Genomic DNA, 11,854 nt, shown 5'->3' with positions numbered 1-11,854 from the left:
GTCATCCTCTCAAGGGGTCATGGCCCACGGACATCAGCTCCCGCCGTGAGTCGTCGTCCGTACGGTCGCCCATGGTCTCGACGATCTCCACGACCCGGCGCATCACGTCGAGGTCGGCCCCGGTGAGGTCGCCCTTGCGCTTGGCCAGGACGTGCAGCACGCCCCGGCCCAGCTCGTCGATGCCGAGATCGGGGTCGGCGGAGAAGCTCTCCTCGCCGGAGGCGTCGGCGAGGAGATAGGCGCGCAGTTCCTCGGAGTTCATGTTCACGGTCCGGTGGAACTCTTCCCACAGCATGTCGGTGTCGAAAGCCTCAGTCATACTCGCCCGCCTACCCGGCCGGCCCCGCCTTACGCTCGCCCTTGGCCGTGCGCGGAAGGTTACGATTCGCTCCCTTTCAGATCACGTTCGGGTACAGAGGTACTCAGAACGTCTCTTCCTCACTCGGTCGGTTCGGAGCCGTCTCCGCGCGGGGGACGCGGGGGCGGCTCCCCTGAGACTCGCCGCGGAGGAGGGGACGGCACGTGCCGCGGGCCGGGGAGGGGCGGTCTGCCAGCCGCCCCGCCCCGCCGCTCGCGGCACGTGCCGCGCAGGGACGTCTCAGGCGGCGGGGCCGGTGCTGCCACGCGGGGTGAGGCTGGCGGCGCGGTCTTCGTACGGGGGCACGCTCTCGCCCGCGATGAGGGCCAGCAGGCGCTGCGCCGCGTGCGCGCCGTAGGCCGGGATGTCGCGGGTGAGAGCGGTCAGCGGCGGGCGTACGACCTGGGCCAGCGGCGAGTCGTCCCACGCCACGATGGACAGGTCGCGCGGCACCTCCACCCGCATCTCCTGCGCGACCGAGAGCCCGGCGACGGCCATGATGTCGTTGTCGTAGACGATGGCGGTGGGCCGGTCGGGGGAGCTGAGCAGCCGCCTGGTGGCCCGCGCGCCCTCCTCGCCGGTGTAGTCGGTATGCACGATGACGTGCTCGGCCACGCCCTCGCACGCCTGCACGAACGCCTGGTCGCGGACCGCCGTGTGCACCAGCGCGGGCAGCCCGGCCACCCGGGCGATGCGGCGGTGGCCGAGCGCCACGAGGTAGCCGACGGTCTCGCGCACGGCCTCGCCGTCGTCGGACCAGATGGCCGACAGCGAGCCCGACTCCGACGGGTGCCCGATGACGACGACCGGCATGCCGAGCCGCTCAAGCTCGGCCACCCGGGAGTCGGCGTAGTGCAGGTCCACGAGGAACACGCCGTCGATGCGGCTCTCGCCCCACCAGGTGCGGTAGACCTCGCTCTCCTGCTGGTGACTGGTGACCACCTGGAGCAGCAGGCCGTAGGAGCGGTCGGCGAGCACACCCTCGATGCCGCTGATCAGCTCCATGAAGAACGGCTCGACGCCGAGGATGCGCGCGGGCCGGCAGAGCGCGAGCCCGACGCAGTCGGCCCTGGCGCCGTTGAGCGCGCGGGCGGCGCTGTTGGGCCGCCAGCCGATCTCCTCGGCGATGGCGACGATCCGTGCCCGCGTCGCATCCGACACCCCTGGCTGGCCGTTGAGCGCGTAGGAGACCGCTACTTTGGAGACCCCCGCGCGGCTGGCGATGTCGGCGATCGTGGGACGTTTCACGGACTGATATTAACCGCTTAAGCCGCGTGCCACGGCTTCGCTTCCTGCGTCTCCTTGGCGTCGCCGGCCACCCGCAAGGCGTACGTCGGCCGCTCGGCCCCCTCGACACGCCCGAGGTAGGCGTGCCCGGTCATGTGACACCACGCCGGCAGGTCGACGGGCGCGGCCGGATCGGTGGCGATCAGGTGGATCACCGCGCCGGGCCCGGCCTCGCGCACGTGGCCGCGCAACTCGATGAGCAACTGCACGCACAGCTTGTCGCCGCCGTCGACCACGAGATCAGGCATGCCTATAGGAAACCACCCGGCAGATCGCGACGTCACACCACCCTCAGGAGATGCCGGGCGGCGCGGTGGAGTCGCGGATGACGAGCTGGCAGGGCAGGGTGTGGACGCCGGGCGTCGCCTTGCCGTCGATGGCCGCGAACAGGTGCTGGGCGGCCGTTCGGCCGAGCACCTCCAGGTTCATGTCGACGGTGGTCAGGGCGGGCCTGGTCTCGGTGGAGAGCACCTCCCAGTTGTCGTAGCCGACCACCGCGATGTCGTCGGGAATGCGCCGTCCCCGCTCCCTGGCGCCCTCGACGAACCCGGCGGCGATCTGGTCGCTGCCGCAGAACACCGCGTCGATCTCCGGCTCGGCCATCAGCAGCATCTCGGCCGCGTGCCGCCCCCACCGCTGCGACCACACGCCCGACAGGGTCTGCCCGGCCTGCTCGACGCCGGCCTCGGCGAGCGCCCTGCGCACGCCCTCCTCGCGGTCGCGGGCCGCCTTGTAGTGGGTGGGCCCGGTGATGTGCGCGATGCGGCGCCGGCCGAGCGCGAGCAGGTGCTGGACGGCCATGGCGGCGGCGCCCACGTCGTCGGGCACGAACGAGACGTCGTCGGGGTCGTCGGACGGGCCGTAGGCGTAGACGACGGGGACCGGCAGGTCCTTGCTGATCGACGGCCGCGGGTTGGTGCTCTCGCCCACCACGATGAGCCCGTCCACCCGCCGCGACAGCAGCGCGCGTACGTGGTGCTGCTCCCTGATGGCGTCGCCGCGCGCGTCGCACAGCAGCACCGCCATCTCCCCGGCCCCGAACGCGTCCTCCGCGCCGAGCAGCACCGGGATGCCGAACCGGCCGACGCTGTCGGAGGTGAGCAGGCCCACCGTGCGCGTCTGCCCGGACAGCAACCCCCTGGCCAGGGCGTTCGGCTGGAAGGAGAGCTCCGCCGCGGCGGCCAGCACGCGCTCGCGCGTCGCCGCGCGTACGTCCTGGCGCCCGTTGAGCGCCTTGGAGGCCGTGGCGATGGACACCCCCGCCAGCGAGGCCACATCGTTGATGGTCGCCCGCTTACCCGCCATACTTCGAAACCCTTTTCGGTCTATGGGAACTGCTTAGCACCTTAGCACCCATTGACACGGCCTCACGTTTCTTCTACGTTTCCGAAAACCTTTAAGTCCAGGAGCACATCATGAGACGAAGGCTGGCAGGGATCTCCCTCTTCTCGGTGTTAGCGCTCACAGCCGCAGCCTGCGGCAACAGCGGCGGCGGCGACGGCGGGCAGCCCGCGGACGGCCCCGTGACGATCACGATGTGGACCCGCGCGGCCACGCAGACCCAGACGGAACGCCTGGTCCAGGCCTACAACAGCAGCCACAAGAACCAGGTCAAGCTGACCGTCATCCCCACCGACAACTACCAGCCCCGCATCGCCGCCGCGGCCGGGGCCAAGCAGCTGCCCGACGTGTTCGCGGCCGACGTCATCTTCGTCCCGAACTACACCTCACAGGGCCTGTTCATGGACCTGACCGACCGCATCGCGAAGCTGCCGTACAAGGACAAGCTGGCGCCCTCGCACATGAAGCTCGGCACGCTGGACGGCCGGCAGTACACGCTCCCGCACACGCTGGACCTGTCGGTCTGGTTCTGGAACAAGGACCTGTACGAGCAGGCCGGGCTCGACCCCGAGCAGGGCCCGAAGACGCTCAAGGAGCTGGCCGAGCACGCCACCACCATCCAGGCCAAGCTCGGCGAGGACGGCAAGGTCCACGGCACGTTCTTCGGCGGCAACTGCGGCGGCTGCTACGTCTTCACCTTCTGGCCCTCGGTCTGGGCGGCCGGCGCTCAGGTCATGAACGACGACGGCACGACGTCCCTCAACGACCAGCCGGCGATGACCGAGGTCTTCAGGATCTGGCGCGAGCTGTACGAGAAGAAGGCCACGGGACCGACCGCCAAGGAGGAGCAGGGCCCGACCTGGACCGGCTTCTTCCCCAAGGGCGAGATCGGCGTCATGCCGATGCCCTCGACCACGCTCGGCCTGATGCCGAAGGAGATGAAGATCGGCGTCACCCCCATCGCCGGCCCCGACGGCGGCGAATCCACGTTCGTCGGCGGCGACTCCGTCGGCATCGCGGCGACCACCGAGCACGCGGACGCGGCCTGGGAGTTCCTGTCCTGGACGGTGTCCGACGAGGCGCAGGTCGAGGTCATGGCCAAGAACAAGGACGTGGTCGCCCGCACCGACCTGGCCGGAAACAAGTACTCGGCCGAGGACCCGCGCGTGGTGCTCATCAACTCGCTGGTGGCCAAGGGCCGGACGCCGTACGCGCTGCGCTTCGGCCAGACCTTCAACGACCCGCAGGGCCCGTGGCTGCGGCTGGCCCGCGAGGCGGTGTTCGGTGACGCCTCGAAGGTGCCCCAGCTGAACGCCGAGATCACGAAGTCGCTGCAGCAATGACGCTGACCGCCGGCAGATCCGGGCGGCGGGCGGCGCACTCCGCGCCCTCCGCCCGGTGGCGCAGCAGCAGAAAGGTGCAGGGCTGGCTGTACGCCGCCCCGACGGCGGTCATCGTCGGCGTGCTGTTCGTCGCGCCGCTGGTGCTGGTCGTCTGGATGTCGCTCAACCGCTGGCCGCTGCTCGGCCCGGCGACGCTCAACGCGCCGGACAACTACACGAAGATCGCCGACAACCCGCTGTTCGTGGACGCGGTGCTCTTCACGCTGAAGTACACGGTCATCACGACCGTGCTGCTGTCGCTGGTGGCGCTCGGCCTCGCGCTGCTGGTGCAGGAGCGCAGGCCGGGCATCGCGTTCTTCAGGACGGCGTTCTTCCTGCCGGGCGCGGTCGGCTTCGCCGCGGCGGGCCTGCTGTTCTACGGCATGCTGAACAACGACTTCGGCCCCATCGACCCGATGCTCCAGGCGATCGGCGTCACCGACGAGCCGGTCAAGTGGATCGGCACGCCGAACATGGCGCTGTTCTCCACGATCACGCTGGTGCTGTGGCGCTTCGCCGGCTTCAACATGCTGATCCTGCTGACCGGCCTGCAGGCCATCCCGACCGAGGTGTACGAGGCCGCGCGCAGCGACGGAGCGGGCCGCTGGCAGATCCTCACCAGGATCACGCTGCCGCTGCTGCGCCCCACGCTGGCGTTGATGCTCATCCTCAGCGTCACGGGATCGCTGCTGGCCTTCGACCAGTTCTTCGTCTTCACCAACGGCGGCCCGGACAACAGCACGGTCTCCATGGTGATGGTCATCTACCGGGACGCGTTCTTCCGCTTCGACCTCGGCGGCGCGGCGGCCCTGTCGGTCGTGCTGCTGCTGGCCCTCGTCGGCCTGAACGCGCTGATGATGAGGAGGCTCAGGTGAGTCGCTACCTCACGCTGTCCGCGCTGGCGGTGCTGTTCCTGTTCCCGCTGGTGTGGAGCGGTTACGCCTCGCTGGAGGAGCCGTCCAACTACCTGGAGATGGCGAGCTTCGGCGAGGGGCTCGACACGTACGCGGCCAACAGCGTCCTGGTGTCCGCCATGACGGTGGGCGGCACGCTGCTGGTGTCGGCGCTCGGCGGCTACGGCTTCGCCCGCTTCGACTTCCCCGGCAAGAACCTGCTGTTCCTCGCCACGCTGGCGATCCTCATGGTGCCGTACGCGACGATCCTCATCCCGCTGTACGTGCTGCTCGGCTACCTCGGCCTGCAGAACTCGCTGGTGGGCCTGTCGCTGGTGTTCGTGATGTTCCAGCTCCCGTTCGCGCTGTTCATGATGCGCAACGCGTTCGAGGCGCTGCCGCGCGAGCTGGAGGAGGCCGCGCTGGTCGACGGGTGCGGCACGTTCCGCGCGTTCGCCAGGATCCTGCTGCACGCGGTGCGGCCCGCGCTGGTCACGGTGGGCCTGTTCGCCTTCCTGGCCTCGTGGAACGACTTCTTCGCGCCGCTCATCCTGCTCAACGACGGCTCGTCGTTCACGCTGCCGGTGGCCGTGGTGAGCATGACGCAGCACACGTTCGGCGCCATCGACTACGGCATGCTCCAGGCCGGCGTCATGGTGATGGCGATCCCCTGTCTCGTTCTCTTCGTCGTTCTGCAGCGCCACTACGTGCGCGGATTCATGTCAGGAGCTCTGCGTGGCTGATCCCGTCCTGCCCTCATCGGGCGCCCTGTCCCCGCTCGGCCTCGACGCGGTACGCCTCCTTCCCGGCTTCTGGGGCGACCGCGTGGCGCTCAACCGCGAAGTCACGATCGACCACTGCCTGGAATGGGAGGAACGCGAGGGCTGGATCGGCAACTTCCGCGGCGAGCGGCCGCGCAGGGGCCGGGAGTTCAGCGACTCGGAGATCTACAAGCTGCTGGAGGCCATGGCCTGGGCCGGGCATCCCGGTCTTCCCGCGCTGGCCGAGACCGTCGCGCAGGCGCAGGAGGGCGACGGCTATCTGAACACCCGCTGGTCGGGCAGCCGCTACACCGACTTCGAGTGGGGGCACGAGCTGTACTGCTACGGCCACCTCATCCAGGCGGGCGCGGCCAGGCTGCGGACGTACGGGGAGGACCTGCTCACCGAGGTGGCCGTCAAGGCGGCCGACCACGTGTGCCGCCGCTTCATGGACGGCACGGAGACCTGCGGCCACCCGGTGATCGAGATGGCGCTGGTCGAGCTCTACCGCGCCACCGGCACCGGCCGCTACTTGGAGATGGCCCGCCGCCTCGTCGAGCGGCGCGGACTGCCCGCGCTGGCCGACATCCCGTTCGGGCGCGGCTACTACCAGGACGACGTGCCGGTCAGGCAGGCGCAGGTGTTCCGCGGGCACGTCGTACGCGCGCTCTACCTGGCCTCCGGCGTCGTGGACGTCGCGGTCGAGACCGGGGACCAGGAGCTGCTGAAGACGGTCGAGGCCCAGTGGGAGCGCACGGTGGCCCGGCGTACCCACCTGACCGGCGGCATGGGCTCGAGGCATGCCGACGAGTCGTACGGGGAGGACTGGGAGCTGCCGCCGGACCGCGCGTACAACGAGACGTGCGGCGGCATCGCCTCCATCATGCTGTCGCACCGGCTGCTGCTGGCCACCGGCGACGTGCGCTACGCCGAGCTGGCCGAGCGCACGATGTACAACCTGCTGGCCACCGGCGTCGCGCTCGACGGCCGCTCGTTCTTCTACGTCAACCCGCTGCACGTGCGGGTGCCCGCGACGCCGCTCGACGGGGTCAACCACGCGGCGGAGGGCGGGCTGCGCTCGCCCTGGTTCGACGTCTCGTGCTGCCCGAACAACATCGCCCGCACGCTCGCCTCGCTCCCCGCGTACGTGGCCGCCGGCTCCCGCGACGGCGTCGTCATCCACCACCTCACCCCGGCCGAGATCCGGCACGGCGGGCTCGCGCTGCGCGTCGAGACCGGCTACCCGTGGACCGGCTCGGTCACCGTCCGGGTCCTGGAGGACGGCGCGGGCCGCATCGCCGTACGGGTGCCCGCGTGGGCGGCGGACGCGACGCTGGCCAGGGTGCCGGCGTCGGCGCCCGACGCGCCGCTGCGGGAGGAGCCGCGGGTGCGGCCCGCCGAGCCCGGCTACGTCGCCGCCGACGGGCCCTGGCGAGCCGGCGACGAGCTGCGGCTCGAGCTGCCGATGCGGCCGCGCTGGACGTTCCCGGACCGGCGCATCGACGCGCTGCGGGGGAGCGCGGCGGTCGAGCGGGGGCCGCTGGTCTACTGCGCGGAGTCGGTGGCCGACGAGCCGCCGCTCGGCGACCTGATCGCGCACGCCGAGCCGCCCGTGGAGCACGAGGGCGACGGCGTGGTGGAGCTGGAGGTGGGGGCCGCGCTCGGCTCAGGGGCGAACGGCGGCTGGCCGTACGGGGCTCCGTCCGCGACCGGCGGGGGCGGCGACGTGCGGCTGCGGCTCGTCCCTTATCACCGGTGGGGCAACCGGGGTCCCGCCACCATGCGTGTCTGGCTACCGACCTCAGGAGATGCACGTGCGTAAACCGCTGGTGTGCCTGGCCGTGTCAGCGCTCACCGCCGGGCTCGGCGTGGCGCCCTCCCACGCGGCGCAGGACGATCTCGGGATGCCGGTCTTCACCGGCGCCGATCCGGTGCCCGCCGAGCCGGTGGGCTACCACCCGCGCAGGATGATGGAGCGGATCTACACCAAGGAGAAGGGCGGCGACTCCTACTGGATCGACCGCATGCTCGCCCGGCCGGGTGACGACCCGGCGGGCACGTGGCTGATGTCGCGCGGGCGGGCGCTGTTCATGAAGGAGCACGACCCCCGCAAGCTCGGCTTCGGCGGGTACGTCGCGTACTGGGAGAGCATCGACAACCGCGACGCGTACGTCATCGACCTCGGCACCGGCCTGACCGAGAACGTCGCGGACCGTCTCCAGATGCCGAGCCACTGGACCGGCCGCTACACCGGCGAGGGCCTGGCCGTCGGCGTCAAGAAGTTCATCACCCACGAGAACGTCGCCGTCACCACCCTGGAGATCACCAACACCGGCACGGCGGCCCGCGAGGTGCCCGTCACCGTCACCTCGCCGTACGCCAGGACCGCCGACGGCGACCGCGAGCTGACCGGCGCGGTGTGGGCCAAGAACCGGCTCACCACGATCTTCCCCCGGCTCAGCGGCGACGGGCTCAAGGCGGCCGACGGCGCGCTCAAGGGCACGGTCACCGTCAAGCCGGGTAAGACCGTGCGGACCAAGGTGCAGATGGGCTTCGTCACCGACGAGCTGCCGGGGTCGCGCAAGGAGTACGACGCCTACAAGGGCCGCTCACCCGAGCAGGCGCTCCGCCGCCAGTTGCAGGACTACAACGCCTGGTGGGCCGGGAACCTGCCCTACATCGACGTGCCGGACGAGAACATCAAGAAGTTCGTCTACTACCGCTGGTGGCTGATGCGCTTCAACTTCCTCGACGCCGACATCCCGGGCAACGACTTCCAGTTCCCCACCTCGGTCGAGGGCGCGCTCGGCTACAACAACGCGATCGTGCTGACCGTGCCCATGTTCGTGCAGGACCTGAAGTACCTGCGCGACCCGATCTACTCCTACGGGCCGTGGGTGTCGGCGGGCGAGGTGTCGCGCAACTCCAAGTACACCGACAACCCCGGCGACCCCGAGAACTGGTCCAACAGCTACACCCAGTACATCTCGGCGGCGGCGCTGGAGAGCTACCAGCTGCACGGCGGGCAGCCGGCGATCCTGCGCAACCTCGCCAGGTACGCGGAGAAGGACGTCGCGGGGCAGCTGGCGGCGTACGACTCCAACGGCAACGGCGTCATCGAGTACGACTGGGAGGCGATGACCGGCAACGACGCCGACGCGGTGTCGTTCCACTACTACGACCGGGCCAACGAGCGGCTTGAGGGCGCGTACGTCTACGCCAACGCGATGGCGGCGGCGCAGGCGTACGAGCTGGCCGGGGACGCGGCGAAGGCGGCCGAGCTGCGCGGCGTCGCGGACAAGGTGCGCGACGGGATCCTCACGCTGCTCTGGGACGACGACGAGAAGCTGTTCAAGCACCGCGACCTGCAGACCGGCAACCTGATCCCGTGGAAGGAGTCCAACAACTACATCCCGTACGCGACGGGCCTCGTCCCCACCGATGACCCGAAATATCGGGAGGCGCTGCGGTTGTGGGCCGACCCGGCGGAATATCCGATCTTCCCGGCGTACACCGCCAACCAGAAGGACAAGGCGGAGGCCGCGGCGCAGGGCAAGCCAGGCTCCAACAACTTCTCGCAGATCAACTCCACCCGGAACTTCGCGCTGTTCGGCAAGGCGCTGCGCGAGTACGCGAACCCGTACATCACCGCCGCGCAGTACAAGCAGCTCCTCTACTGGAACGCCTGGTCGCAGTACGTCGGCGGCGACACCCGCTACCCTGACGCCAACGAGTTCTGGGCCAACTGGAACCCCAGGACCAAGACCATCGACTACCGCTCCTGGATCCACCACACGATCCTCGGCAGCAGCAACTGGACCGTCATCGAGGACGTGATGGGCCTGCGCCCGCGCTCCGACGGCAAGGTCGAGCTGTGGCCGGTGGACATCGGGTGGGACCACTTCACCGTCAACGGCATCGACTACCGGGGCAGCGACCTCACCATCGTCTGGGACAAGCCGGGCGACGGCGCCCGCCACTACGCCGGCGTGCCCGAGGGTTACTCGATCATCGTCGACGGCAAGCGCAAGGTCACGCTGTCCGGCCTCGCGCACGCCGTCTGGGACCCCAAGACCGGCGAGGTCGAGGGCGGTGACGTGCTGCACGCGGAGAAGGCGCCTGCCGTGAAGGCGCCCACGCAGGTCGAGCTGCGCGGCGACCGCGTGGCGGACCTGTTCCAGAAGGCCGGCGTGGACCTGCGCTCGGCCAGGTCCAACCTGGTCGAGACCGCCACCGCCGAGCACGGCGACCCGGCGGGTGCCGTGGACGGGTTCACGATCAACGAACCGTACTGGGCGAGCCAGGCCGGGCCCGACGCGCTGGAGGTGGACCTGGGCAAGGCGCAGCAGGTCGACCAGGTCAGGCTGTACTTCGTCAACGACCGCAGGACCAGGACGGAGCCCGCCCACTACACCGTGCAGTACCAGGACGGCGACGCATGGAAGGACGTGCCCAGGCAGGTCAGGAACCCCGCCTACCCCCGGGCCAACCTCAACGAGGTGCGCTTTCCCGCCGTCACCACCCGCAAGCTGCGCGTCCAGGTCACGCCGCGACCCGGGCACAGCGCCGGGATCAAGGAGGTGCAGGCGTACCGCAGCGGCGAGCCGGCCGGCCGGGCCGCCAACCAGCCGCCTTCGGTGACGCTCGTGACCGACCCCGGCTTCGGCCGTCCTGGCCAGGTCAGGATCGAGGCCGTGGTCAAGGACGACGGGCTCCCGAAGGGCACGCTCACCACCTTGTGGGCCAAGGCGGACGGGCCGGGCGACGCGTTCTTCACCGACCCGACCGGCACGACCACGGTCGTCGCGTTCTCCGAGCCGGGGACGTACACGCTGCGCCTGACCGCCTCCGACGGCGCGAAGAGCACCGCGAGGACCGTCACCGTCACCGCCTCCGCCCAGGCCGAGCAGGCGAACGCGGCGCCCAGGGCCACGCCCACCGCCTCCTACACCTCGCCGTGGGAGAGCGTCGCCGCGATCAACGACGGCATCGACCCGCCGCGCTCCAACGACGTCGCCAACCCGCGCTGGGGCACCTGGCCGCAGCAGGGCACGCAGTGGGTGCAGCTCGAATGGCCGGAGCCCGTCCGGGTGAACAAGGCCGACGTGTACTTCTTCGACGACGGCGGCGGCGTGCGCGTCCCCGCCTCGTGGAAGATCCAGCAGTGGGACGGCGACTCCTTCGAGGACGTCACCGGCGCCGCCTCCTACCCGACCGCCGCCGACGCCTACAACACCGTCGCCTTCGACACCGTCACCACCTCGCGGCTGCGCGTCCAGCTCGAATCCGGCGGCGCGTCCGTCGGGCTGCTGGAGGCCAAGGTGTACGAGGTGCCGCCGGACGCGGTGCGGCCCGTCCACGTCCCCACCCTCGCGGGGACGCTGCCCGAGCTGCCCGCCACCGTGGAGACCGTCTACGCCGACGGGGCGCGCGGCAGGGCCGCCGTCACCTGGCAGCAGGTGACGCCCGAGCAGGTCGCCGACGGCGGCACCAGCTTCACCGTCGCCGGGCTGGCCGAAGGCGTGCGCGAGCCCGCCCAGGCCACCGTGTACGTGCGCGCGACCGGCGCGGTCACCATCACCTCGGTCGCCGACGAGGCCGTCACCACCTCGGCCGGGGTGGCGCCGGTGCTGCCCAGGACGGTCGTGGCGACGTACAACGACGGGTCCAAGGACAGCTCGGTGGCCGTCACCTGGGAGGCCGTCGATCCCGCCCGGTACGCCGAACCGGGCACGTTCACCGTGACCGGTCAGGTGGCCGGGACGACGCTCCCCGCGAAAGCCACCGTCACCGTCCGCTAACGCCTATATTGTCCTGGCCCCGCGCGTTCGG

General features: G+C 70.6%; 9 protein-coding genes. 5 read left to right on the top strand and 4 right to left on the bottom strand.

The window, feature by feature from the left end:
- Position 1 precedes the first annotated feature (1 nt).
- From AB0K18_RS20620 to AB0K18_RS20605, 4 genes are all read right to left on the bottom strand, one after another.
- Positions 2–319, bottom strand: a complete 318-nt coding sequence (locus AB0K18_RS20620) for a DUF3140 domain-containing protein (protein ID WP_364916294.1) — start codon at positions 317–319, stop codon at positions 2–4.
- 279 nt (positions 320–598) lie between these two features.
- The gene (locus tag AB0K18_RS20615) at positions 599–1,606 is read right to left on the bottom strand and encodes a LacI family DNA-binding transcriptional regulator (protein ID WP_364916292.1); all 1,008 of its coding nucleotides are present in this window, start codon (positions 1,604–1,606) and stop codon (positions 599–601) included.
- Between the two features lie 17 nt (positions 1,607–1,623).
- A complete protein-coding gene (locus AB0K18_RS20610; protein ID WP_364916290.1) occupies positions 1,624–1,893 on the bottom strand; it encodes a sulfurtransferase TusA family protein in 270 nt (89 codons plus the stop codon).
- Between the two features lie 43 nt (positions 1,894–1,936).
- The gene (locus tag AB0K18_RS20605; RefSeq protein WP_364570157.1) at positions 1,937–2,950 is read right to left on the bottom strand and encodes a LacI family DNA-binding transcriptional regulator; all 1,014 of its coding nucleotides are present in this window, start codon (positions 2,948–2,950) and stop codon (positions 1,937–1,939) included.
- A 110-nt stretch (positions 2,951–3,060) separates the two neighbouring features.
- Between AB0K18_RS20605 and AB0K18_RS20600 the strand changes: the two genes are divergently transcribed.
- Genes AB0K18_RS20600 through AB0K18_RS20580 form a run of 5 tightly spaced genes read left to right on the top strand, consistent with a single transcriptional unit; the run spans position 3,061 to position 11,823 of the window.
- Positions 3,061–4,329 (top strand): sugar ABC transporter substrate-binding protein, encoded by a 1,269-nt coding sequence (locus AB0K18_RS20600; RefSeq protein WP_364916287.1) that lies wholly within the window; start codon positions 3,061–3,063, stop codon positions 4,327–4,329.
- Positions 4,326–5,243 (top strand): sugar ABC transporter permease, encoded by a 918-nt coding sequence (locus AB0K18_RS20595; RefSeq protein ID WP_364916285.1) that lies wholly within the window; start codon positions 4,326–4,328, stop codon positions 5,241–5,243. The genes AB0K18_RS20600 and AB0K18_RS20595 overlap by 4 nt, the downstream gene beginning before the upstream one ends.
- The gene (locus AB0K18_RS20590) at positions 5,240–6,004 is read left to right on the top strand and encodes a carbohydrate ABC transporter permease (protein WP_364916282.1); all 765 of its coding nucleotides are present in this window, start codon (positions 5,240–5,242) and stop codon (positions 6,002–6,004) included. Before AB0K18_RS20595 ends, AB0K18_RS20590 begins: the two co-directional genes overlap by 4 nt.
- On the top strand, positions 5,997–7,844 hold the full coding sequence (locus AB0K18_RS20585; RefSeq protein ID WP_364916279.1) for a beta-L-arabinofuranosidase domain-containing protein: 1,848 nt from the start codon (positions 5,997–5,999) through the stop codon (positions 7,842–7,844). Before AB0K18_RS20590 ends, AB0K18_RS20585 begins: the two co-directional genes overlap by 8 nt.
- A complete protein-coding gene (locus tag AB0K18_RS20580; RefSeq protein WP_364916276.1) occupies positions 7,837–11,823 on the top strand; it encodes an Ig-like domain-containing protein in 3,987 nt (1,328 codons plus the stop codon). Before AB0K18_RS20585 ends, AB0K18_RS20580 begins: the two co-directional genes overlap by 8 nt.
- Positions 11,824–11,854: the final 31 nt, after the last annotated feature.

This window comes from Nonomuraea sp. NPDC049421, assembly GCF_040677005.1.
Taxonomy (GTDB): domain Bacteria; phylum Actinomycetota; class Actinomycetes; order Streptosporangiales; family Streptosporangiaceae; genus Nonomuraea; species Nonomuraea salmonea.
Note: the sequence above shows the minus strand (reverse complement) of the source record. Positions and strands in the feature narration are given on the sequence as shown.

Excerpts from the sequence above, each read along its gene's own strand:
- AB0K18_RS20620 (WP_364916294.1), bottom strand. The coding sequence starts at position 319 with ATGACTGAGGCTTTCGACACCGACATGCTGTGGGAAGAGTTCCACCGG.
- AB0K18_RS20610 (WP_364916290.1), bottom strand. The coding sequence starts at position 1,893 with ATGCCTGATCTCGTGGTCGACGGCGGCGACAAGCTGTGCGTGCAGTTG.
- AB0K18_RS20605 (WP_364570157.1), bottom strand. The coding sequence starts at position 2,950 with ATGGCGGGTAAGCGGGCGACCATCAACGATGTGGCCTCGCTGGCGGGG.
- AB0K18_RS20600 (WP_364916287.1), top strand. The coding sequence starts at position 3,061 with ATGAGACGAAGGCTGGCAGGGATCTCCCTCTTCTCGGTGTTAGCGCTC.
- AB0K18_RS20595 (WP_364916285.1), top strand. The coding sequence starts at position 4,326 with ATGACGCTGACCGCCGGCAGATCCGGGCGGCGGGCGGCGCACTCCGCG.